The 22,101-nt window shown below is 65.4% G+C and carries 20 protein-coding genes; 4 read left to right on the forward strand and 16 right to left on the reverse strand.

Features of this window, described 5'->3' with window-relative positions:
- Positions 1 to 14: 14 nt before the first annotated feature.
- Both lysS and ACTRWB_RS22655 read left to right on the forward strand, forming a co-directional pair.
- A complete protein-coding gene (gene lysS, locus ACTRWB_RS22650) occupies positions 15 to 1,541 on the forward strand; it encodes a lysine--tRNA ligase (RefSeq protein WP_129512494.1) in 1,527 nt (508 codons plus the stop codon).
- 348 nt (positions 1,542 to 1,889) lie between these two features.
- Positions 1,890 to 2,627: a glycine zipper 2TM domain-containing protein gene (locus tag ACTRWB_RS22655; protein WP_446903260.1), complete on the forward strand. Its 738-nt coding sequence runs from the start codon at positions 1,890 to 1,892 to the stop codon at positions 2,625 to 2,627.
- Positions 2,628 to 2,746: 119 nt separating this feature from the next.
- Here the strand turns inward: ACTRWB_RS22655 and iscX are convergent, their stop codons facing one another.
- The 12 genes from iscX to ACTRWB_RS22715 all read right to left on the reverse strand — a co-directional run bounded on the left by iscX (position 2,747) and on the right by ACTRWB_RS22715 (position 11,870).
- Complete coding sequence (iscX, locus tag ACTRWB_RS22660; RefSeq protein WP_010091957.1) at positions 2,747 to 2,956, reverse strand: Fe-S cluster assembly protein IscX; 210 nt, start codon at positions 2,954 to 2,956, stop codon at positions 2,747 to 2,749.
- Positions 2,957 to 2,975: 19 nt separating this feature from the next.
- Positions 2,976 to 3,317 carry an ISC system 2Fe-2S type ferredoxin gene (gene fdx / locus ACTRWB_RS22665; RefSeq protein ID WP_006478392.1) on the reverse strand — a complete coding sequence of 114 codons (342 nt, stop codon included), beginning with the start codon at positions 3,315 to 3,317 and terminating at the stop codon, positions 2,976 to 2,978.
- Between the two features lie 88 nt (positions 3,318 to 3,405).
- The gene (hscA, locus tag ACTRWB_RS22670) at positions 3,406 to 5,274 is read right to left on the reverse strand and encodes a Fe-S protein assembly chaperone HscA (RefSeq protein WP_193098686.1); all 1,869 of its coding nucleotides are present in this window, start codon (positions 5,272 to 5,274) and stop codon (positions 3,406 to 3,408) included.
- Positions 5,275 to 5,328: 54 nt separating this feature from the next.
- Positions 5,329 to 5,856 carry a Fe-S protein assembly co-chaperone HscB gene (gene hscB / locus ACTRWB_RS22675; RefSeq protein ID WP_048248918.1) on the reverse strand — a complete coding sequence of 176 codons (528 nt, stop codon included), beginning with the start codon at positions 5,854 to 5,856 and terminating at the stop codon, positions 5,329 to 5,331.
- 94 nt (positions 5,857 to 5,950) lie between these two features.
- Entirely contained in the window at positions 5,951 to 6,274 is a 324-nt protein-coding gene (gene iscA, locus ACTRWB_RS22680) for an iron-sulfur cluster assembly protein IscA (RefSeq protein WP_014896627.1), read from the reverse strand.
- Between the two features lie 65 nt (positions 6,275 to 6,339).
- Positions 6,340 to 6,747, reverse strand: a complete 408-nt coding sequence (gene iscU, locus ACTRWB_RS22685) for a Fe-S cluster assembly scaffold IscU (protein ID WP_006481982.1) — start codon at positions 6,745 to 6,747, stop codon at positions 6,340 to 6,342.
- Positions 6,748 to 6,814: 67 nt separating this feature from the next.
- Positions 6,815 to 8,038 carry an IscS subfamily cysteine desulfurase gene (locus tag ACTRWB_RS22690; RefSeq protein ID WP_193098687.1) on the reverse strand — a complete coding sequence of 408 codons (1,224 nt, stop codon included), beginning with the start codon at positions 8,036 to 8,038 and terminating at the stop codon, positions 6,815 to 6,817.
- A 65-nt stretch (positions 8,039 to 8,103) separates the two neighbouring features.
- Complete coding sequence (gene iscR, locus ACTRWB_RS22695; RefSeq protein WP_048248765.1) at positions 8,104 to 8,643, reverse strand: Fe-S cluster assembly transcriptional regulator IscR; 540 nt, start codon at positions 8,641 to 8,643, stop codon at positions 8,104 to 8,106.
- Between the two features lie 114 nt (positions 8,644 to 8,757).
- Positions 8,758 to 9,240, reverse strand: coding sequence for a low molecular weight protein-tyrosine-phosphatase (locus tag ACTRWB_RS22700; protein ID WP_193098688.1), 483 nt, complete (start codon positions 9,238 to 9,240; stop codon positions 8,758 to 8,760).
- 101 nt (positions 9,241 to 9,341) lie between these two features.
- A complete protein-coding gene (locus ACTRWB_RS22705; protein ID WP_343494630.1) occupies positions 9,342 to 9,569 on the reverse strand; it encodes a hypothetical protein in 228 nt (75 codons plus the stop codon).
- 129 nt (positions 9,570 to 9,698) lie between these two features.
- On the reverse strand, positions 9,699 to 11,111 hold the full coding sequence (locus ACTRWB_RS22710) for a lactate utilization protein B (RefSeq protein WP_343494629.1): 1,413 nt from the start codon (positions 11,109 to 11,111) through the stop codon (positions 9,699 to 9,701).
- Between the two features lie 36 nt (positions 11,112 to 11,147).
- A complete protein-coding gene (locus tag ACTRWB_RS22715) occupies positions 11,148 to 11,870 on the reverse strand; it encodes a (Fe-S)-binding protein (RefSeq protein WP_412021559.1) in 723 nt (240 codons plus the stop codon).
- A gap of 183 nt (positions 11,871 to 12,053) precedes the next feature.
- Between ACTRWB_RS22715 and ACTRWB_RS22720 the strand changes: the two genes are divergently transcribed.
- Positions 12,054 to 12,863: an IclR family transcriptional regulator gene (locus ACTRWB_RS22720; RefSeq protein ID WP_129512502.1), complete on the forward strand. Its 810-nt coding sequence runs from the start codon at positions 12,054 to 12,056 to the stop codon at positions 12,861 to 12,863.
- Positions 12,864 to 12,960: 97 nt separating this feature from the next.
- On the opposite strand, the gene pbpG is transcribed toward ACTRWB_RS22720, so the two are convergent.
- Positions 12,961 to 14,127 (reverse strand): D-alanyl-D-alanine endopeptidase, encoded by a 1,167-nt coding sequence (gene pbpG, locus ACTRWB_RS22725; protein ID WP_129512503.1) that lies wholly within the window; start codon positions 14,125 to 14,127, stop codon positions 12,961 to 12,963.
- Positions 14,128 to 14,781: 654 nt separating this feature from the next.
- Here pbpG and ACTRWB_RS22730 point away from each other — a divergent pair.
- Positions 14,782 to 15,348 (forward strand): phasin family protein, encoded by a 567-nt coding sequence (locus ACTRWB_RS22730; protein ID WP_048248776.1) that lies wholly within the window; start codon positions 14,782 to 14,784, stop codon positions 15,346 to 15,348.
- A gap of 205 nt (positions 15,349 to 15,553) precedes the next feature.
- Here ACTRWB_RS22730 and lpdA read toward each other — a convergent pair whose 3' ends face one another.
- The 3 genes from lpdA to aceE form a co-directional block, all read right to left on the reverse strand.
- Positions 15,554 to 17,323, reverse strand: a complete 1,770-nt coding sequence (gene lpdA / locus ACTRWB_RS22735) for a dihydrolipoyl dehydrogenase (protein ID WP_446903261.1) — start codon at positions 17,321 to 17,323, stop codon at positions 15,554 to 15,556.
- A gap of 279 nt (positions 17,324 to 17,602) precedes the next feature.
- A complete protein-coding gene (gene aceF, locus ACTRWB_RS22740) occupies positions 17,603 to 19,261 on the reverse strand; it encodes a dihydrolipoyllysine-residue acetyltransferase (RefSeq protein ID WP_446903262.1) in 1,659 nt (552 codons plus the stop codon).
- A gap of 68 nt (positions 19,262 to 19,329) precedes the next feature.
- Positions 19,330 to 22,026: a pyruvate dehydrogenase (acetyl-transferring), homodimeric type gene (aceE, locus tag ACTRWB_RS22745; protein WP_129512506.1), complete on the reverse strand. Its 2,697-nt coding sequence runs from the start codon at positions 22,024 to 22,026 to the stop codon at positions 19,330 to 19,332.
- Positions 22,027 to 22,101 lie beyond the last annotated feature (75 nt).

Here is a 22,101-nt window from a genome sequence, read left to right on the forward strand (position 1 = left end):
GAATTCCGACCATCATGACCGAACCGACCCAAACGCAGCCCGCCGTCGCAGCGGACGAAAACCAGATCATCGCCGAGCGCCGCGAGAAGCTGCGCGCCTTGCGCGAGCAAGGCGTCGCCTACCCGAACGATTTCCGGCCGACGCATCACGCGGCCGATCTCCAGGTGAAATTCGCCGACTCGGACAAGGCCGCGCTCGAAGCGAACCCGGTCGAGGTGTCGGTCGCCGGCCGCATGATGCTCAAGCGCGTGATGGGCAAGGCGAGCTTCGCGACGGTGCAGGACGGTTCGGGCCAGATCCAGTTCTTCGTGACGCCGAACGACGTCGGCGCGGAAACCTACGACGCATTCAAGAAGTGGGACCTCGGCGACATCGTCGCCGCGCGCGGCGTGCTGTTCCGCACCAACAAGGGCGAGCTGTCGGTCCAGTGCAAGGAGTTGCGCCTGCTGTCGAAGGCGCTGCGTCCGCTGCCGGACAAGTTCCACGGCCTCTCCGACCAGGAAATGCGCTACCGCCAGCGCTACGTCGACCTGATCGTCACGCCGGAAACGCGCGACACGTTCCGCGCACGCACCAAGACGATCGCGTCGATCCGCAAGTTCATGGATTCGGCCGACTTCATGGAAGTCGAGACGCCGATGCTGCACCCGATCCCGGGCGGCGCAACGGCGAAGCCGTTCGTCACGCATCACAACGCGCTCGACATGCAGATGTTCCTGCGCATCGCGCCGGAGCTGTACCTGAAGCGCCTGATCGTCGGCGGCTTCGAGCGCGTGTTCGAGATCAACCGTAACTTCCGGAACGAAGGCGTGTCGCCGCGTCACAACCCGGAATTCACGATGATGGAGTTCTACGCCGCGTACACCGACTATCGCTGGCTGATGGACTTCACCGAGCAGCTGATCCGCCAGGCGGCGATCGATGCGCTCGGCACCGCGACGATCCAGTACCAGGGCCGCGAGCTCGACCTCGCGAAGCCGTTCCATCGGCTGACGATCACGCAGGCGATCCAGAAGTACGCGCCGCAGTACACCGACGGCCAGCTGTCGGACGACGCGTTCGTGCGCACCGAACTGAAGCGCTTCGGCGTCGACGTGTCGCAGCCGGCGTTCCTGAACGCAGGCATCGGCGCGCTGCAGCTCGCGCTGTTCGAGGAAACGGCCGAAGCGCAACTCTGGGAGCCGACGTTCATCATCGACTATCCGGTCGAGGTGTCGCCGCTCGCACGCGCATCGGATACGGTGCCGGGCATCACCGAGCGTTTCGAGCTGTTCATGACCGGCCGCGAGATCGCGAACGGCTTCTCCGAGCTGAACGATCCGGAAGACCAGGCCGCGCGCTTCAAGAAGCAGGTCGAGCAGAAGGATGCGGGCGACGAGGAAGCGATGTTCTTCGACGCCGACTACATCCGCGCGCTCGAATACGGGATGCCTCCGACCGGCGGCTGCGGGATCGGCATCGACCGTCTCGTGATGCTGCTGACCGACAGCCCGACGATCCGCGACGTGCTGCTGTTCCCCCATCTGCGCCGCGAAGACTGATCGCCGCGCCCGCGTGTGCGCCGCGCCCCGTGGCGCGCACGCATCAGCTTTGTAACGACGCGTAAATCCCGCCAGCCGGCGTCGGCCGGCTCTCGATCCTCCCCCGTTTTATTCCCTCGTCGCGACGGCCTCCCCCGGGTTTTCCCGGTCACGATCGCCGGCGCCCTGCTGCAATTCGTTACACCTTGATACGGTGCGCCCCGCGCCGGTATACGACACTCCGTTTGCGTCACCACGCATGACCACGGGACCAGAACAAGGCGCAGGAACGCCGAGTCTGCTCGCTCCCGAAGCGTGGGATCCGGCCCGGCGCCAACGTGCCGATCCGGATCGACATCGGAGAAAAAAATGGACAACCAGAATCAGACCACGCCGCAAAAGCAACGCCTCCACCCGCTCATCGCCACCGCAGCCGGTGCCGTCATCGTCGCCAGCCTCGCGGCGACGGCAGCAATCACGGGCGTCTTCCCGAAGGCCAGCAGCAGCAACGAACAGAACGGCCAGACCCAGGCTGCGCTGATCGCATCGCAGCCGGCCGTCGATACGGCCGCAGCGGCAAGCGCCGCGCTGGCCGCGCAAGCCCAGCAGCAGGCAGCCGAACAGGCCGCCGCGCAAGCCGCCGCGCAGCAGAAGGCGATCGCGCAGGCCGAACCGAAGCCCGCGCCGCGCCCGGCGACGACGCACCGCCGTCACACCGCGGCCCCGCAGCCGCCGCAATACGCGCAGCAGCCGTCGGCGCCTGCCCAGACCTACTGCCAGAGCTGCGGCACGGTCGTCGCGATCACGCAGACGCGCACGCCGGGCCAAAGCTCGGGGATCGGCGCCGTGGGCGGCGCCGCGGCCGGCGGCCTGCTCGGCAACCAGTTCGGCCACGGTAACGGCCGCACCGCGATGACGATCATCGGCGCGCTGGGCGGCGGTCTCGCCGGCAACCAGGTCGAGAAGCAGGTGCGCGCGGAAACCGACTATCAGGTGCAAGTGCAGATGGAAAGCGGCGCGACGCGCACGTTCACGTACCACAACGCACCGCCGTTCGGCCAGGGCCAGCGCGTGCGGGTCGAGAACGGCACGCTGGTCGGCGTGTAAGCGTTCCCTGCCCGCGTGTCGTGCGTGGGCGGCGCGACCTGAAAACAAAAACGGCTCGTGAGCAATCACGAGCCGTTTTTTATCGCAGGCCAAGTGCGCCATTGCGGTGCACGCCGTACTCAGTCCTCTTCGTCGAAGTCCGATTCGTCGATCCAGTGCGCCTGGATCGCTTCGAGGATCTTCTCGCCGGAGTGCTTCGGATCGTCGTCGAAACCGTCGAGTTCGAGCACCCACTGGCGCAGGTCGACGAAGTTGATCCGCTGCGGGTCGATGTCCGGGTGCTTGTCCGCCAGCGCAATCGCTATTTCACGCGAATCGGTCCATTTCATCGCCTGCCTCCGGTTCCTGTCAGTGGTTTTCCTTCGCGTGGTTGATCGAGTACTTCGGAATCTCGACCACCAGGTCCGAATCTTCCTTCACGATCGCCTGGCACGACAGGCGCGACGTCGGCTCGAGGCCCCACGCCTTATCCAGCAGATCGTCCTCGTCCTCCTCGGACGGCGTCAGATCGTTGAAGCCTTCGCGGATCACCACGTGGCACGTCGTGCACGCGCACGATTTCTCGCATGCATGCTCGATCTCGATCCCATGGTCGAGCAGGTTGTCGCAGATACTCTTGCCGGGCGTCGCGTCGATCACTGCACCGTCCGGGCACAGTTCGACGTGAGGCAGCACCACCAGTTGAGGCATGTCCGTTCCGTCAGTCAGGGTGCGGCGGCGGGCGCCGCACGGTTCATTATCGCGCGGGCCGTCGCCGGCCGATGCGCAGTTCGTAGATTCAGATTTCGTCGAGACGGCGGCCCGACAGCGCGCGCTTGATGCTCTTGTCCATCCGGCGCGCCGCGAATTCGTCGGTGCCGTCGGCAAGCGTCTTGGTCGCGGCTTCGATCGCATTCGTATCGTCGCCTTGCGCGACCGCGCGCAGCGCCGCGGCGAGCGCGTCGACCTGCGTGCGCTCGTCCGCATCGAGCAATTCGCCGTCGGCCGCCAGCGCGGCCTGCGTCGCCTCGAGCATCCGCTGGGCCTCGACCTGCGCTTCGCGCAGCGCGCGTGCACGCATGTCGATTTCGGCGGTCTTGAAGCTGTCCTCGAGCATCTTCGCGATGTCGTCGTCGGCAAGGCCGTACGACGGCTTCACGACGACCGACGCCTCGACGCCCGACAGTTGTTCGCGCGCAAACACCGACAGCAGGCCGTCGGCGTCGACCTGATAGGTCACGCGAATCCGCGCGGCGCCGGCCGTCATCGGCGGAATGCCGCGCAGCTCGAAGCGTGCGAGCGACCGGCAGTCGGCGACGAGCTCCCGCTCGCCCTGCACGACGTGGATCGCCATCGCGGTCTGGCCGTCCTTGAAGGTCGTGAATTCCTGCGCGCGCGCGACCGGAATCGTCGAGTTGCGCGGAATGATCTTCTCGACGAGGCCGCCCATCGTCTCGACACCGAGCGACAGCGGAATCACGTCGAGCAGCAGCCAGTCGTCGCCGGTGCCGCGGTTGCCCGCGAGCAGGTCGGCCTGGATCGCCGCGCCGAGCGCGACGACCTGGTCCGGATCGAGGTTCACGAGCGGCGGTTGGCCGAAGTATTTCGCGACCGCGTCGCGGATCACCGGCATGCGCGTCGCGCCGCCGACGAGCACAACGCCCTTGATGTCGGCCGGCGTCACCTGCGCGTCGCGCAGCGCCTTGCGGGTCGGCGTGAGCGTGCGTTGCACGAGCGGCTCGACGAGCGACGCGAACGTGTCGTGCGAGATCGTCTGCACGAGATGCTGGCCACCCGACAGCGTCACGTCGAGCGACGCCTGCGGCGCGGACGACAGCGCTTCCTTCAGCACGCGCACGCGATCGAGCAGCAGACGCACGTCCTCGGGCGCCAGCGTCTTCGCGTCGATGCCGGCCTGCGCGAGCACCTGACCGAACAGCGCGTGATCGAAATCGTCGCCGCCGAGCGCGGAATCGCCGCCTGCAGCCAGCACTTCGAACACGCCCTTCGTCAGCTTCAGGATCGACAGGTCGAACGTGCCGCCGCCGAGGTCGTACACCGCGTAGAGGCCTTCGGCCGCGTTGTCGAGGCCGTAGGCAATCGCCGCGGCGGTCGGTTCGTTCAGCAGGCGCAGCACGTTGAGGCCCGCGAGGCGCGCGGCATCCTTGGTCGCCTGACGCTGCGCCTCGTCGAAATACGCGGGCACCGTGATCACCGCGCCGACCAGATCGTCGCCGAGCGAATCCTCGGCGCGATAGCGCAGCGTCGCGAGAATCTCGGCCGACACTTCGACCGGGCTCTTCACACCGTCGATGGTGCGAATCTGCACCATGCCCGGCGCATCGACGAATTCGTACGGCGCGTTCGCCGCGCCTTCGACCTCGGCCTTGCCGCGGCCCATGAAGCGCTTGACCGACACGATCGTGTTGCGCGGATCGGTCGCGGCCTGCTCTTTCGCTTCGTGACCGATGCGGCGGCCACCCTTCTCGAGGTAACGGACCACCGACGGCAGCAGCACACGGCCCGCTTCGTCCGGCAGAACTTCGGCCACGCTGTTGCGCACGGCCGCGACGAGCGAGTTGGTCGTGCCGAGATCGATCCCGACGGCGAGTCGCCGCTGATGCGGTGCCGGCGCCATGCCCGGTTCGGAAATTTGCAGTAAAGCCATCTTGGTTCGTTCGGGCGCTCGGCCCGTTTGCTGCGCGTGCCGCAAGGCACGCGGTTAAGTTTCGAGGCGCTCGATCTGCGCGCCCACTTCCGACGCGACCCGTTCGATGAACATCAGCTGGCGCACGGCCTCTGCTGCAGCCTGATCGGCACCGCTGTCGAGCAGCGTGCCGAGGCGTTCGACGCGCACGCGCTTCTCGTCGCGCAACTCGGCAAGCAGCGCATCGAGCGCGTCGACATTGCGGGCGGCCGCGGCATCCTCGATGCTTTCGCGCCACTCCATCTGCTGCATCAGGAACGCGGGCTCCATCGCGGTATTGTTTTCCGCGCCGATGTCGACGCCGCGCAGCGACAGCAGATAGGACGCGCGCTTCAGCGGATCGCGCAACGTGCGATACCCCTCGTTCGCGCGGGTGGCCCATTGCATCGCGATGCGCTTCTGCGCGTCGCCGGCCGCCGCGAAGCGGTCGGGATGCACCTGCGTCTGCACCGTCCGATAGGCGGCGTCGAGCACCGCCTCGTCGAGCGCGAATTGCGCCGGCAGATGAAACAGGTCGAAGTGGCTGTCTTTCAGCGAGACCATCGTCGCGTTCAATTCCGGTTCGTCGCGCGGCAAACGCCGCACATTAAAAAGGCGGCCCGTGCCGCCTCTTGCCCGCATCGCGCGGAGATCCGCGTCACACGCGGAACGATTCGCCGCAGCCGCACTCGTCCTTCACGTTCGGGTTGTTGAACTTGAACCCTTCGTTCAGGCCTTCGCGGGCGAAGTCGAGCTCGGTGCCGTCGATATACGCGAGGCTCTTCGGATCGACGATGACCTTCACGCCATGGCTCTCGAACACCTGATCCTCGGGAGCCAGCTCGTCGACATACTCGAGCTTGTACGCGAGCCCCGAGCACCCGGTCGTGCGAACGCCAAGCCGCAGGCCCACCCCCTTGCCGCGACGGACGAGGTATTTCTGGACGTGCTGTGCTGCTTTTTCGGTCAGTGTAATTGCCATGATGTCCTTGCCGCGGCGCGCCACCGGGGTTCGCCGCGTTTCCTTCTGAAGCCGCTCGATGCCGCTCAGGCCGCTGCCTGATCGCCTTCCTTCGTGTCGTGGCGCTTCTTGTAGTCGGCCACGGCTGCCTTGATCGCGTCTTCCGCGAGGATCGAGCAGTGAATCTTCACCGGCGGCAGTGCGAGCTCTTCGGCGATCTGCGTGTTCTTGATCGAGAGCGCCTCGTCGAGCGTCTTGCCCTTCACCCATTCGGTCACGAGCGAGCTCGACGCGATCGCCGAACCGCAACCGTAGGTCTTGAACTTCGCGTCTTCGATCACGCCGTCCGCGCCGACGCGGATTTGCAGCTTCATCACGTCGCCGCAAGCCGGCGCGCCGACCATGCCCGTGCCGACCGTGTCGTCGTCCTTCGCGAACGAACCGACGTTGCGCGGGTTTTCGTAGTGATCCAGAACCTTGTTGCTGTAAGACATGACTCAGACTCCTTGACTCGTTACGTCTGCGTGCGCCAATCCGCCCGCGGGTGCATTCAATGCGGTATTAGTGTGCGGCCCATTCGATCGTCGACAGATCGATGCCTTCCTGGTGCATTTCCCAAAGCGGCGACAGTTCACGCAGCTTCGCGATCTTGCTGTTCAGCAGGTTGATCACGAAGTCGACTTCCTGCTCCGTCGTGAAGCGGCCGACCGTGAAGCGGATCGAGCTGTGTGCGAGCTCATCGTTGCGGCCGAGCGCACGCAGCACGTACGACGGCTCCAGCGACGCCGACGTGCACGCGGAGCCCGACGACACCGCGACGTCCTTGATCGCCATGATCAGCGACTCGCCTTCGACGAAGTTGAAACTGATGTTGAGGTTGTGCGGGACACGCTGTTCCATGTCGCCGTTCACGTACGTTTCCTCGATCTGCGACAGGCCGCGCAGCAGCTTGTCGCGCAGCATGCGGATGCGCTCGTTCTCGGTCGCCATTTCCTCGCGCGCGATACGGAACGCTTCGCCCATGCCGACGATCTGGTGCGTCGGCAGCGTGCCCGAACGCATGCCGCGCTCGTGGCCACCACCGTGCATCTGCGCTTCGATGCGCACACGCGGCTTGCGGCGCACATACAGCGCACCGATGCCCTTCGGGCCGTAGGTCTTGTGTGCCGAGAACGACATCAGGTCGACCTTCAGCGTCGCGAGGTCGATCGTGACCTTGCCGGTCGATTGCGCGGCGTCGACGTGGAAAATGATGCCCTTCTCGCGGCAGATCTCACCGATCGTCTCGATGTCCTGGATCACGCCGATCTCGTTGTTCACGTGCATCACGGACACGAGAATCGTGTCGGGGCGCAGCGCGGCCTTGAGCACGTCGAGGTCGATCAGGCCGTCATCCTTCACGTCGAGGTAGGTGACTTCGAAACCGTCGCGCTCGAGCTCGCGACACGTGTCGAGCACGGCCTTGTGCTCGGTCTTCACCGTGATGATGTGCTTGCCCTTGCCCTTGTAGAAGTTCGCGGCACCCTTGATGGCGAGGTTGTCCGATTCCGTTGCGCCGGACGTCCAGATGATCTCGCGCGGATCCGCGTTCACGAGCGCGGCCACCTGCTCGCGCGCTTCCTCGACCGCGCGCTCCGCGTCCCAGCCGTATGCGTGGCTGCGCGACGCCGGGTTGCCGAACTGCTCGCGCAGGTACGGCACCATCTTGTCGACCACGCGCGGATCGACGGGCGTCGTCGCGCTGTAATCCATATAGATGGGCAGGTGGAGAGTCTCTTGGGTCATCTGTCGCTCCGGGTATTCTGTGCAGGGACTATGTGCGTTATGGGGTATGGCGGGCGCCTTGGCGCTCACGAACTCGCGATGTTGAACACCGAATTGGGGCCGAGCGGCATCGTGCGCACCGGCTCGGCCGGCGCGGCGACGGGCTCCGCCGTGCGCCGATCGCGCAGCACCGCGGGGGCACCCTCGCGTGCGCGCTGCTGATCGACGAGATCCTGCAGCGACACCGAATCGAGGTATTCGACCATCTTCTGGTTGAGCGTCGACCACAGCTCGTGCGTCATGCAATGGCCGTCGGGCTGCTTCGAGCCGTCGCACGTGCCTTTGCCGCCGCACTGCGTGGCGTCGAGCGGCTCATCGACCGCAATGATGATGTCGGCAACGGTGACGTCCTGCGCGCGACGCGCGAGGTTGTAGCCGCCGCCCGGGCCGCGCACGGATTCAACGATTTCATGCCTGCGCAGCTTCCCGAACAGCTGTTCGAGATACGAGAGCGAAATCCGCTGGCGCTGGCTGATGCCTGCAAGCGTCACCGGGCCCTGCTCCTGGCGCAGTGCCAAGTCAATCATCGCCGTGACGGCGAAACGGCCTTTGGTGGTGAGTCTCATGGTGTCTAGGGGACTGCAATCTTGACGATTTTGGTCAAGTATAAATATTTGACAGATTTAGTCAAGTATCCATGCCTTTGATAGGGTATTCGCAGATCGCTGAATACCGCGCGATCAACGCTCCGTGCGGGCCCGAAGCGTCTCCAGCAGGCCCGCGCACGCGCGTTCGACCTGATCGAGCACCTGTTCGAAGCCCTGCGCGCCGCCGAAATACGGATCGGCCACTTCGGTTTCGGTCGTGTCCGCCGCGAATTCCATCAGCAGGCGCACCTTGTCGCGATGCTGCGGCGGGCAGCGCCGGTGCAATTCCGCGAGATTGGCTTCGTCCATCGCGAGCAACAGGTCGAAACGCTCGAAATCGGCCGCACTCACCTGCCGCGCGCGCAGCGCCGACAGATCGTAGCCACGGCTGTGCGCGGCGGCCTGTGCACGCGTGTCGGGCGGCTCGCCCACGTGCCAGTCGCCGGTGCCGGCCGAATCGATCGCGATCCGGTCGGCCAGCGCGGCCGCGTCGACCTGATGGCGCATCACGCCTTCCGCAGTGGGCGAACGGCAGATGTTGCCGAGACAGACGAAACAGATCGCAACGCGGGTCATCGCACTATCGAAAAGCCGCGGCGGACCGCGTGGGAGAAGAGCACGCCATTATACAAAGGCGCCCGAAATCGCGCCGCCGCGCAAAGCGACGGCGCCGTGCATTACAGCGCCTTCGGCGCCGCGAGCACGACGTCGCCGGATGCGGCCGGCAGCGGCTTCGCCGCGTCGTCGACCAGCCCGAACGACACCGCGCGCGCCAGCTCGGCGGACGCCTGGTGAACCGCGAGCGGACCGCGCGACGGCGCATCGGCCATTGCGTGCAGATAGGCAGCCGCGGCCAGCGGAACCACGATAACCAGCGGCCAGTACATCGATATTGTCTTTCTCATGATGCGGACCTCCTTGACCTCGTTCCCCGAAACCCAATTCCGGGGACTACAGACAGGATTCTATAGACCGCATCTATCGAGATAAATATGCAAATAGCGAACGCACTGTTGCCGCCCGATGAACAGTCGTCAGCCGAGGTGGCTTTGCGATGCCGCGTAGAGTTCGCGGAACGTGCGCCCCGTCGGTGTCGGCATGTCGCGCGTGTCCATCCAGCCGCCCATCATCGGCAGGCGCCGCAGCGTGCCGCCGTTGCCGCCCAGCCGCTCGAGGACGCGCACCGCGAGCTTGGTCGTCAGCGCGTACAGCATCGGCCGCCGCGCGAAGAAACCCCATGCGGCGAGCGCCGCCCGCTCGCGCCACGGCCGCAGGTGCCGTTCGACCTGCTTCTCGCGCAGCGTGCGCAGCAGGCCGGACAACGGAATCCCGACCGGGCACACGCTGTCGCATTCGCCGCATAGCGTGGCGGCCTGCGGCAGGTCGAGCGCGCGGTCGAGGCCAACGTAGCTCGGCGTCAGCACCGAGCCCATCGGGCCGGGATAGACCCAGCCGTATGCATGGCCGCCGACCTTCTGGTAAACCGGGCAATGGTTCATGCACGCGCCGCAGCGGATGCAGCGCAGCATCTCCTGGAACTCGCCACCGATCAGCCCCGTGCGGCCGCCGTCGACGAGCACCACGTAGTTGTGTTCGGGGCCATCCTCGTCGCCCGGGCCGCGCGGCCCGGTCAGCAGCGAGAAATAGTTCGACGTCTTCTGCCCCGTCGCGGATCGCGGCAGCAGGCGCATCGCGGTCGCGAGATCCTCGAGCGTCGGCAACACCTTCTCGATGCCCGTCACCGCGACATGCACGCGCGGCATCACCGTGCACATCCCCTCGTTCCCTTCGTTCGTCACGATCGCGACCGAACCCGTCTCGGCGATCACGAAGTTGCCGCCCGTCACGCCCATGTCGGCCGACATGAAATGCGGGCGCAACACTTCGCGCGCCTCGCGCGTCATGTCCGGAATCTCGGTGAGCCGCTCGCGATGGTGGGTGCGCGCGAACAGGTCGGCGATCTCGTCCTTGTCCTTGTGCACGACGGGCGCAATGATGTGGCTCGGCGGCTCGTTGTCGTTGATCTGCAGGATGTATTCGCCGAGGTCCGTCTCGATCGACTGCACGCCCATCTCCGCGAGCACCGCATTCAGGCGCATTTCCTCGGACACCATCGACTTGGTCTTGATGACCTTCTTCACGTCGTGACGGCGCGCGATGTCGGCCACGAGCCGCGCGGCATCCGCGGTCGTTTCGGCGAACAGCACGGTCGTGCCGCGTCGCGTCGCCTCGCGCTCGAATGCCTCGAGCCACACGTCGAGATTCTCCAGCGCGCGGTTGCGGCGCGCCTTGAGCGCGGCGCGCGTGGCCGGGAAGTCGATCGCGGTCATCGCGTCGGCGCGCGCGGACACGAACTTCGTCGACAGCTTCTTCAGGTTCTGCTGCAGGCGCTGGTCGGCCAGCTTCTGGCCGGCGCGCGCCTTGAAATGCATCGATTGGACTTGCATCGCGGTATCGGGGAGGAAAGTGAGCGGAACCGGGCGTCAGACGTCGCCCGCCAGCACCTGCGCGACGTGCAGCACGCGCGTGTCGCGGTCGCCGGTGCGGCGCAACCGCCCTTCGATGTTCAGCATGCAGCCGAGATCGCCGAGCACGACGGCGCCCGCGCCCGACGCCCGCACGTTCGCGCATTTCTCGTCCGCGATGGCCGCCGAAATGTCGCCGTACTTGACCGCGAACGTGCCGCCGAAGCCGCAGCAGTGCTCGCAGTCCTTCATCTCGGTGAGCGCGACGCCGCGCTGCGCGAGCAGCGCGCGCGGCTGCGCCTTCACGCCGAGCTCGCGCAGGCCCGAGCACGAGTCGTGATAGGTGACGGGCCCGGTGAATTCGCCCGGCTCGAGCGAAACCCTGGCGACGTTCGCGAGGAAATCGGTCAGTTCGTAGACCTTCTGCTGGAACCGCCCATAGCGCCCCATCAGTTCGGGATCGTCGCGGAACAGGTCGCCATAGTGCGCGCGAATCATTCCGCCGCACGAACCGGACGGCGCGACGACGTAATCGAACTGCTCGAACTCGCGCAGCGTCTTCTCCGCGAGATCGCGCGCGAGCGCGCGGTCGCCCGAGTTGTACGCCGGCTGGCCGCAGCAGGTCTGCGCGGGCGGCACGATCACCTCGTAACCGGCGTCGCGAATCAGCTTGAGCGCCGAGAAACCGATTTCGGGACGCATCAGATCGACCAGGCAGGTCACGAACAAACCGACTCGCATACGTGCTCCTTCGAGAAAACGGCTCTCATTATCCGCCGTTTGGCCAGCAAGACCAACGCCGGTTCGCGCGCAAGCCCGCTGTGCGCGAAACGAGGACTTCCTCGAACGGCGTTCGCTTTTTTCACAATACGAGATACAATCGTTGCAACACCGCCTGCCGCGTCAACCGATTTCTCCCCCGACATGAGCCAACCCACCCCGGATTCAAAAACGTCGATCCAGGTGATCGAACGCATGATGCGGTTGCTGGACGCGCTCGCCGCGCACAGCGACCCTGTCAGCCTGAAGGAGCTTGCGCAGCGCACGGAGCTGCATCCGTCGACCGCGCACCGCATCCTCAACGACATGGTGACCTGCCGTCTCGTCGACCGCTCCGATCCTGGCACGTACCGTCTGGGCATGCGGCTGCTCGAGCTCGGCAACCTCGTGAAGGCGCGCCTGTCGGTACGCGACGCGGCGCTGACGCCGATGCGCGAGCTGCACCGCCTCACCGGGCAGACCGTGAACCTGTCGGTGCGCCAGGGCGACGAGATCGTCTATATCGAGCGTGCGTATTCGGAGCGCTCGGGGATGCAGGTCGTCCGCGCGATCGGCGGCCGCGCGCCGCTGCACCTCACGTCGGTCGGCAAGCTGTTCCTCGCGGCGGACGAAACGTCGCGCGTGCGTGCTTATGCAACGCGCACGGGCTTGTCCGGCCATACGCAGAACAGCATCACCGACATCGCGAAGCTCGAGCGCGAGCTGACGATCGTCCGCCAGCAATCGTGCGCACGCGACAACGAGGAGCTGGAGCTCGGCGTGCGCTGTATCGCGGCCGGCATCTACGACGATTCGGGCAAGCTCGTCGCGGGCCTGTCGCTGTCGGCACCGGCCGATCGCCTGCAGGACGCGTGGCTTGGCCAGCTGAGCCGGACGGCCCTCACCATCTCGGAATCGCTCGGCTACCGGCCGGCGCCCACGAAGGATACGGACGGACTGCAGCGGCAGGCGTAAGCCGCGCCACCGGCCCCGGTTCTCCGAAACGAAAAAGCCCCGCGATTGCGGGGCTTTTTTTCATCCGTCGGCGCGGCGGCGAACCGCCGCGGCACGATCAGGTCCCGCCGTTCGGCGTGTTGGCCGCCGTCAGGCGCTCGCCGCCGCCGGCATCGAGCCAGTTGCGCAGGCGCGCCGCGTCGGCGAAGCGCGAATACTTGCCGAACGAATCGAGCAGCACCATCACCATCGGCCGGCCGTGGATCGTCGCCTGCATCACGAGGCATTCGCCTGCTTCGTTGATGAAGCCCGTCTTCTGCAGGCCGATGTCCCACGAGCCGTTGCCGCGGATCAGCGCGTTCGTGCTGTTGTAGGCGAGATTGCGCTTGCCCGTGTACACCTCGTAGCTGCGATCGGTCGAGAACTGGCGGATCATCGGGTACTGGTACGCCGCATTGACCATCTTCACCAGATCGCGCGCGCTCGACACGTTCGAGCTCGACAGGCCGGTCGAATTCTCGAAGTGCGTATCGGCCATGCCGAGCGACTTCGCCTTCGCGTTCATCGCCGCGATGAATGCCGGACGACCACCCGGGTAGTAACGCGACAACGCGGCGGCCGCGCGGTTTTCCGACGCCATCAGCGCGATGTGCAGCATGTCTTCGCGCGACAGCACCGAGCCGACCGACAGGCGCGAGCCCGTGCCCTTTTCATAGTCACGGTCTTCGTCCGTGACTTCGATCTGGTCGGTCATCGGCGACTTCGAATCGAGCACGACCATCGCCGTCATCAGCTTCGAGATCGACGCGATCGGCACGACGGCGTGCGAATTCTTGTCGAACAGCGGCTCGCCGGAATTCTGGTCGACGACGTACGCGACGCTCGAACGCAGCGCGAGCGCGTCCGGCGTGTCGTGCAGGCCGAACGCCTGGCCGACGGTCGGACGACGCGGCTGGAACGCGACCTTGCGGACCGCGCCGCGGTGGACGCCGTGCACGTTCGCCGCGAGCGTCACGCGCTTGCGCGACGCCTTCGCGCGCGGCGCATCGGCCGCGGCGACCTTGGCGGATTTCTCGGAGCTTGCCTTGGCCGACTTCTTCTTCGCGGACGAAGCAGGAGCGGCGGCCTTTTTCTTGGCGGCTTGTTGGGTACTCGCAGTGGCGGCAAAGGCGTCAGCAGGCGCGACGGACGCGGTGGTCGCCAGCAAGGCGACTGCGACCGACACAGCCGTGCCGAGCGTCATGCTCTGCAACAATCTGCGCGGTGAAAACGATTCGGCTTTCATTGGGGTCTGGACAAAGCGGGCGGGAGGTTTCCGCAAGTGTAGTTAAAGCTGAAAAAAAGAGCAATATTAGGCACTTACCGATCGTCGTTAAACCGGAATGTAAGAGTCGGCCAACCTCTGGCAAATCGACCCTCCCGCTCCCATCGAAAAAATCCATGGGATGCGCTGCCCGACAGTACCCGTCTCCCGATTACCACACGGTTAATTGAGATAACGTCACTTCGGAGGCGATTTAAAGCGGGGAAACTACGTATCCGGCGCTCGGCGTGCCAGGGGCGCCGGTCTCGACCGTGGCGGCGGCACGTCGCCACGGCACGCGCATCGAAACGGCGCGCTTTTCGACAGGAACAGAAGGATAACGTTCCATCGGCCTGTCAGGTTTACCTGTGCATGCTCATGGTGCGCCGCGCTTGCCCCGCAGCCGTGCGCACCATTTGGGATCGCGCGTGAAACCGATTCCGAACGACCACGATAACTCGTTGTTTTATCGATAATTTGTCGCGATTGTGCAACGCACAAAAAATACTTGACATCCGTTTTCTCTGCCCTAAAATACGCTTCATTGCTGCGTTGCACAAAGCACGCGCATCCGAGGTTCCCCGTCGTAGTGCCCTTTACCCAGCGATCGACGCGATCGCTTTTCAGGAGCTGGACATGTCCTTGCTGACCCCCGAGCAAATCGCCGCTGCACAGAAAGCCAACCTCGAAAGCCTGTTCGGTCTGACGACCAAGGCGTTCGAAGGCGTCGAAAAGCTGATCGAACTCAACCTGCAGGTCGTGAAGTCGACGCTGGCCGAAGGCCAGGAAAACGCACAGCGCCTGCTGTCGGTGAAGGACGCGCAGGAACTGATCGCGCTGCAAGCGAGCCTGTCGCAGCCGGTCGCGGAAAAGGTGCTGTCGTACGGCCGTCACCTGTACGAAATCGCGTCGTCGACGCAAGCCGAATTCGCGAAGGTTGCTGAAGCGCAATTCGAAGAGCAGAACAAGAAGGTCCAGGCACTCGTCGACAACGTCGCGAAGAATGCCCCGGCCGGTTCGGAAACGGCTGTCGCCGCGCTGAAGTCGGCACTGAACGCTGCGAACACCACGTACGAAACGGTTCAGAAGGCTGCGAAGCAAGCCGTCGAAATCGCCGAGACGAACTTCAACGCCGCTGCTGCCGTCGCAACGAAGGCTGCTACCGCCGCTGCTGCACGTCGTACGAGCAAGCCGGCCGCGTAAGCGTCCCCTGCTCCTGAAAAAGCCGCGCACAGCGCGGCTTTTTCGTTTCCGGCGCCGGAACACGCACGAACCGGCCGCCGCCCGCCTGCCTGCCTCGAACGGTCGTTTGAACGCCGGCCGCGAACCAAAGAAAACGCCGCCGCCCGGATTGCCCGAGCGGCGGCGTTTTTTCGTGGCCGGCGCATGGCCGGCCGTGCCGGTCGCGTTACTTCTTGCGTTGCGGCGGCAGGTCCGTACAAACGCCTTCGTACAGTTCGGCGGCCATGCCGACCGATTCGCCGAGCGTCGGGTGCGGATGGATCGTCTTGCCGATGTCTTCCGCGTCCGCGCCCATCTCGACGGCGAGGCACACTTCGCTGATCAGGTCGCCCGCATTCAGGCCGACGATCGCACCGCCGATCACGCGATGGGTTTCCTCGTCGAAGATCAGCTTCGTGAAGCCTTCGTCGCGACCGTTCGCGATCGCGCGGCCCGAAGCGGCCCACGGGAACACGGCCTTGCCGTACTTGATGCCTTCGGCCTTGCACTGGTCTTCCGTCTTGCCGGCCCATGCCACTTCCGGATCGGTGTAAGCCACCGACGGGATCTGCAGTGCGTCGAAGTAGGCCTTCTCGCCGTGCGCGGCTTCCGCTGCGACGTGGCCTTCATGCACGGCCTTGTGCGCAAGCATCGGCTGGCCGACGATATCGCCGATCGCGAAGATGTGCGGGACGTTCGTGCGCATCTGCTTGTCGACGTCGATGAAGCCGCGATCCGTGACGGCGACGCCGGCCTTGTCGGCGCCGATCTTCTTGCCGTTCGGGCTGCGGCCCACCGCGACGAGCACGAGGTCGTAGCGCTGCGCTTCCGCCGGCGCCTTTTCGCCCTCGAACTTCACGTAGATGCCGTCTTCCTTCGCTTCCGCGCCGACCGTCTTGGTCTTCAGCATCACGTTGCCGAAGCGCTTCGCGTTGTACTTTTCCCAGACCTTCACGAGATCGCGGTCCGCGCCCATCATCAGGCCGTCCATCATTTCCACGACATCGATCTCGGCGCCGAGCGTCGCGTATACCGTGGCCATTTCGAGGCCGATGATGCCGCCGCCGATCACGAGCATGCGCTTCGGCAGCTGGCGCAGTTCGAGCGCGCCCGTCGAATCGACGACACGCGGGTCTTCCGGCATGAACGGCAGCTTCACCGCCTGCGAGCCCGCGGCGATGATCGCCTGCTTGAACCTGACGACCTTCTTGCCGTTTTCGCCCTGCACTTCCATGTGATACGGATCGACGAATGCGCCGACGCCCGTGACGACTTCGACCTTGCGCGCCTTCGCCATGCCGGCGAGGCCCGTCGTCAGCTTCTTGACGACGCCGCCCTTGAAGTCGCGCAGCTTGTCGAGATCGACTTCCGGCTTGCCGAACGAGATGCCGTGCGACGCGAGCGCCGCGGCTTCGTCGATGACGAGCGCCGTGTGCAGCAGCGCCTTCGACGGAATGCAGCCCACGTTCAGGCACACGCCGCCGAGCGTCGAGTAGCGTTCGACGAGCACCGTCTTCATGCCGAGATCGGCTGCGCGGAACGCGGCCGAATAGCCGCCGGGGCCGGCGCCGAGCACGAGCATGTCGCACTCGATGTCGACTGCGCCGGCGTAGCTGCCGGCTTGCGGCGCGGGTGCCGGAGCGGCTGCGGCCGGTGCCGGTGCAGCCGCTGCTGCAGGCTTGGCCGGTTCCGGTGCTTTCGCGGGTGCGGCTGCGCCTGCCGAGGCTTCGACGATGGCGATGACGGTGCCTTGCGAGACTTTCTCGCCGGCCTTGACCTTGATTTCCTTGACGGTGCCGGCGACGTCGCTGGGCACTTCCATGGAGGCTTTGTCCGATTCGAGCGTGATGAGCGTCTGCTCTTTTTCGATCACGTCGCCCGGCTTCACATTGACTTCGATGACATCGACGCCGCTGAAATCGCCGATATCCGGAACCTTGACTTCGATGAGACTCATTACTGTCCCCTTCTTGATTAGCTGCAGACAGAGAGGGAGCAACCCGCGATGACCCGATGACGGCCGCGAAAGAACGGAACGCGAACCTGGGCAGAACCACCTTTGCCGTCCGCCCAAGGACGCGCCTTTCTTTTGGTTACTTTTCTTTGGAAGACAAAGAAAAGTGACCGCCGCCCCGCGCAGGGGCGACGCTGACAGACCGTTAGCAATACAGGTTCAACGACGAAGCGTGGATAACCGCTAAAAAACCCACGCCCCCGCGAGCCAACTCCCCGCTCATCAAAGAATGATGCGACGGAAATCGCCGAGCAACGCACCGAGATACGCGTTGAACCGCGCGGCTTCCGCGCCATCGATCACGCGATGGTCATACGACAGCGACAGCGGCAGCATGAGACGCGGCACGAACTGCTTGCCATCCCACACCGGCTTCGTCTGGCCGCGCGACAACCCGAGGATCGCCACTTCCGGCGCGTTGATGATCGGCGTGAAGTTCGTCCCGCCGATCCCGCCGAGCGACGAGATCGAGAAGCAGCCGCCCTGCATCTGGTCCGGCTTCAGCTTGCCGTCGCGCGCGGCCTTCGACAGGTCGCTCATTTCCTTCGCGATGTCGACGAGACCCTTCTTGTCCGCATCGCGGATCACCGGCACGACGAGGCCGTTCGGCGTATCGGCGGCGAAACCGACGTGGAAGTACTGCTTGAACACGAGGTTGTCGCCGTCGAGGCTTGCGTTGAAGGTCGGGAATTTCTTCAGCGCGGCAACGACCGCCTTGATCACGAACGCGAGCATCGTGAACTTCACGCCCGCCTTCTCGTGCTCCTTGTTCAGCTGGACGCGCAGCGCCTCGAGCTCGGTGATGTCCGCTTCGTCGTTGTTCGTGACGTGCGGGATCATCACCCAGTTGCGATGCAGGTTCGCGCCCGAGATCTTCTTGATGCGCGACAGCGGCTTCGCCTCGAACGGGCCGAACTTCGAGAAGTCGACCTTCGGCCACGGCAGCAGGTTCAGCTCGCCGCCGCCTGCCGGCGCGGCTGCCGCGACCGGCGCTGCGCGCTGGCCCGTCATCACGCCCTTCACGAAGCCCGTGACGTCTTCCTTCGTGATGCGGCCCTTCGGACCCGAACCCTGCACGCGTGCGACTTCGACGCCGAGTTCGCGCGCGAACTTGCGCACCGACGGCGATGCGTGGCTTGCGCGGTATTCGCCCGACGGCGCGGCAGCCGGTGCGGCTGCAGCCGGCGCCGGTGCAGGTGCGGCCGGCGCGGCGGCGGCGGGTGCCGGAGCCGGCGCGGCAGCGGCCGGAGCCGGTGCGCTCGCCTGCGGTGCGGCAGCCGGTGCGCCTGCGGCGTCGAGCAGCACGATCAGCGTGCCTTCAGACACCGAGTCGCCCACCTTCACCTTGATTTCCTTCACGACGCCGGCGGCCGGGCTCGGCACGTCCATCGTCGCCTTGTCCGACTCGAGCGTGACCAGCGACTGTTCCTTCTCGACCGTGTCGCCGACCTTCACGCCGATCTCGATCACCGGGACGTCCTTGTAGTCGCCGATGTCGGGCACCTTCACTTCGAGCGTGCCGCCGGTTGCTGCCGGTGCTGCTGCGACCGGTGCCGGCGCGGCGGCGGCCGGTGCTGCGGCCGGCGCGGCGGCGGCCGGTGCTGCGGCCGGCGCGGCCGCACCATTGGCCTGCGCCGCGGCGCCGCCTTCGAGCAGGATGATCAGCGAGCCTTCCGACACGGAATCGCCCACCTTGACCTTGATTTCCTTCACGACGCCCGCTACCGGGCTCGGCACGTCCATCGTCGCCTTGTCCGACTCGAGCGTGACGAGCGACTGCTCGGGCTCGACCGTGTCGCCGACCTTCACGCCGATCTCGATCACCGGCACGTCCTTGTAATCGCCGATATCCGGCACCTTCACTTCGATCGCTTGACTCATCTGTTTCTGTCTCCATGGCCGCGCGCGCCTCTCGCGGAAGCGGCGCGCGGCATCACACGGCGTGTGCGTTAAACGGTCATCGGGTTGGGCTTGGACGGATCGAGGTTGTACTTGGCGATCGCTTCCGCGACCACCTTGCGCTCGATCGTGCCTTCGTCTGCCAGCGCGTTGAGCGCCGCGACGGTGACCCAGTGACGGTCGACCTCGAAGAAGTGACGCAGCTTCTCGCGCGTATCCGAGCGGCCGAAGCCGTCGGTGCCCAGCACGACGAAGCGGCGATCGACCTGGCCGCGGATCTGGTCGACCAGCGCACGGACGTAGTCGGTCGATGCGATGACCGGGCCCTGCGTGTCCTTGAGGCACTTCTGCACGTGCGACAGACGGCGCTCCTCGGTCGGATGGAGCAGGTTCCAGCGCTCGACCTGATGGCCTTCGCGCGCGAGTTCGGTGAAGCTCGGCACGCTCCACAGATCGGCGGCGACGCCCCAGTCGTTCTTCAGCAGGTCGGCGGCAGCGATCACTTCGTTGAAGATCGTGCCCGCGCCGAGCAACTGGACGCGCGGCGCCTTCTTGTCGGCGTCGGCCTTCCTGAACGCGTACATGCCCTTGATGATGTCGGCCGCCACGTGCTCGCCCTGCGGAATCGCCGGGTGCTCGTAGTTCTCGTTCATCACCGTGACGTAGTAGTACACGTCTTCCTGATCCTGCACCATGCGGCGCAGACCGTCCTGGATGATCACCGCGAGTTCATAGCCGAACGTCGGGTCGTAGCTCACGCAGTTCGGCACCGATGCCGCCCACAGGAGCGAGTGGCCGTCTTCGTGCTGCAGGCCTTCGCCGTTCAGCGTCGTACGGCCCGCCGTGCCGCCGAGCAGGAAGCCGCGCGAGCGCATGTCGCCCGCGGCCCATGCGAGGTCGCCGATCCGCTGGAAGCCGAACATCGAATAGAAGATGTAGAACGGCACCATGATCTCGCCGTGCGTCGAGTACGACGTCGCCGCCGCGATCCAGTCGCACATGCCGCCCGCTTCGTTGATGCCTTCCTGCAGGATCTGGCCGGTTTCCGATTCCTTGTAGAACATCAGCTGGTCGGAATCTTCCGGCACGTACTTCTGGCCCTGCTGGTTCCAGATACCGATCTGGCGGAACAGGCCTTCCATGCCGAACGTACGCGATTCGTCCGGGACGATCGGCACGACGCGCTTGCCCAGCGCCTTGTCCTTCAGCAGGATGTTCAGGATTCGTACGAACGCCATCGTCGTCGAGATCTCGCGGCCTTCGCCCGTGCCCTTCAGCAGCGGCTCGAACGCGTCGAGCGCCGGCACCGGCAGCGACGTCGCCTTCTCGCGGCGGTGCGGCAGGTAGCCGCCGAGGTCCATGCGCTGCTTGCGCATGTATTCGAGTTCCTTCGAGCCTTCCTCGAACTTCAGGTACGGCACGTCGGCGATCTGTTCGTCGGTGATCGGCAGGCGGAACTGGTCGCGGAACTTCTTCAGTTGCTCGACCGGCAGTTTCTTCTGCTGGTGCGTGATGTTCATCGCCTGACCCGACTCGCCCATCCCGTAGCCCTTGATGGTCTTCGCGAGGATGACGGTCGGCGCGCCCTTCGTGTTGCTGGCTTCGTGGAACGCCGCGTAGATCTTGTGCGGATCGTGGCCGCCGCGGTTCAGCGCCCAGATGTCGTCGTCCGACCAGTCGGCGACGAGCGCCTTCAGTTCAGGCGTGTTGAAGAAGTGCTCGCGGACGAACGCGCCCGATTCCGACTTGTACGTCTGGTATTCGCCGTCGACGACATCCATCATGCGGCGCATCAGCGCGCCCGACTTGTCGCGTGCGAACAGCGCATCCCAGCGGCTGCCCCAGATGACCTTGATCACGTTCCAGCCGGCGCCGCGGAATTCCGATTCCAGTTCCTGGATGATCTTGCCGTTGCCGCGCACCGGGCCGTCGAGACGCTGCAGGTTGCAGTTGATCACGAACACGAGGTTGTCGAGCTTCTCGCGGCTCGCCATCCCGATCGCGCCGAGCGATTCCGGCTCGTCCGTCTCGCCGTCGCCGAGGAATGCCCACACCTTGCGGCCTTCCGTCGTTGCGATGCCGCGCGCCTGCAGGTACTTCATGAAGCGCGCCTGGTAGATCGCCATGATCGGGCCGAGGCCCATCGACACGGTCGGGAACTGCCAGAAGTCCGGCATCAGCCACGGGTGCGGGTACGACGAAATGCCATTGCCGTCGACTTCCTGGCGGAAGTTGTCGAGCTGCTCTTCCTTCAGGCGGCCGAGCAGGAACGCGCGCGAATACACGCCCGGCGACGAGTGACCCTGCACGAACACGAGATCGCCGCCGTGCTGGTCGGACGCTGCGTGCCAGAAGTGGTTGTAGCCGACGTCATAGAGCGTCGCGGCCGACGCGAACGACGCGATGTGGCCGCCGACGTTCGTGTCCTTGCCCGCGCGCAGCACCATCGCCAGCGCGTTCCAGCGCGTGTACGAACGGATGCGGTGCTCGATGTCCTGGTCGCCCGGGATCTTCGCCTGGCCCGAGACCGGGATCGTGTTGATGTACGGGGTATTCGCGGAGAACGGCAGGTGTTCGCCGTGCATGCGGGCGAACTCGATCTGCTTTTCGATCAGGTAATGCGCGCGGCCAGTGCCCACAGAGGAGATTACGCCATCGAGCGACTCCAGCCACTCAACGGTTTCTTGCGGGTCGTCGTCACGTTCGGCGGCGACATATTTCATCACTTCGTTCGGTACAGCGGACATTCTCGTCTCCTGGGTCCTGGAATGTGAGGATCGCTCTCGTGCAGACGACGCGACGCGACCGGCTGCGGGCAAGCT

It is taken from the genome of Burkholderia sp. YIM B11467 (assembly GCF_052952715.1).

Coding starts and splice junctions, on each gene's coding strand:
- iscA (WP_014896627.1), bottom strand. CDS start 6,274: ATGGCAATTACACTGACCGAAAAAGCAGCACAGCACGTCCAGAAATAC.
- aceE (WP_129512506.1), bottom strand. CDS start 22,026: ATGTCCGCTGTACCGAACGAAGTGATGAAATATGTCGCCGCCGAACGT.
- ACTRWB_RS22710 (WP_343494629.1), bottom strand. CDS start 11,111: ATGCAAGTCCAATCGATGCATTTCAAGGCGCGCGCCGGCCAGAAGCTG.
- fdx (WP_006478392.1), bottom strand. CDS start 3,317: ATGCCTCAACTGGTGGTGCTGCCTCACGTCGAACTGTGCCCGGACGGT.
- ACTRWB_RS22720 (WP_129512502.1), top strand. CDS start 12,054: ATGAGCCAACCCACCCCGGATTCAAAAACGTCGATCCAGGTGATCGAA.
- pbpG (WP_129512503.1), bottom strand. CDS start 14,127: ATGAAAGCCGAATCGTTTTCACCGCGCAGATTGTTGCAGAGCATGACG.
- aceF (WP_446903262.1), bottom strand. CDS start 19,261: ATGAGTCAAGCGATCGAAGTGAAGGTGCCGGATATCGGCGATTACAAG.
- iscU (WP_006481982.1), bottom strand. CDS start 6,747: ATGTCTTACAGCAACAAGGTTCTGGATCACTACGAAAACCCGCGCAAC.
- ACTRWB_RS22700 (WP_193098688.1), bottom strand. CDS start 9,240: ATGACCCGCGTTGCGATCTGTTTCGTCTGTCTCGGCAACATCTGCCGT.
- lpdA (WP_446903261.1), bottom strand. CDS start 17,323: ATGAGTCTCATCGAAGTCAAGGTTCCGGATATCGGCGATTTCAGCGGC.
- lysS (WP_129512494.1), top strand. CDS start 15: ATGACCGAACCGACCCAAACGCAGCCCGCCGTCGCAGCGGACGAAAAC.
- ACTRWB_RS22715 (WP_412021559.1), bottom strand. CDS start 11,870: ATGCGAGTCGGTTTGTTCGTGACCTGCCTGGTCGATCTGATGCGTCCC.
- ACTRWB_RS22690 (WP_193098687.1), bottom strand. CDS start 8,038: ATGACCCAAGAGACTCTCCACCTGCCCATCTATATGGATTACAGCGCG.
- ACTRWB_RS22730 (WP_048248776.1), top strand. CDS start 14,782: ATGTCCTTGCTGACCCCCGAGCAAATCGCCGCTGCACAGAAAGCCAAC.
- iscR (WP_048248765.1), bottom strand. CDS start 8,643: ATGAGACTCACCACCAAAGGCCGTTTCGCCGTCACGGCGATGATTGAC.
- hscA (WP_193098686.1), bottom strand. CDS start 5,274: ATGGCTTTACTGCAAATTTCCGAACCGGGCATGGCGCCGGCACCGCAT.
- ACTRWB_RS22705 (WP_343494630.1), bottom strand. CDS start 9,569: ATGAGAAAGACAATATCGATGTACTGGCCGCTGGTTATCGTGGTTCCG.
- iscX (WP_010091957.1), bottom strand. CDS start 2,956: ATGAAATGGACCGATTCGCGTGAAATAGCGATTGCGCTGGCGGACAAG.
- ACTRWB_RS22655 (WP_446903260.1), top strand. CDS start 1,890: ATGGACAACCAGAATCAGACCACGCCGCAAAAGCAACGCCTCCACCCG.
- hscB (WP_048248918.1), bottom strand. CDS start 5,856: ATGGTCTCGCTGAAAGACAGCCACTTCGACCTGTTTCATCTGCCGGCG.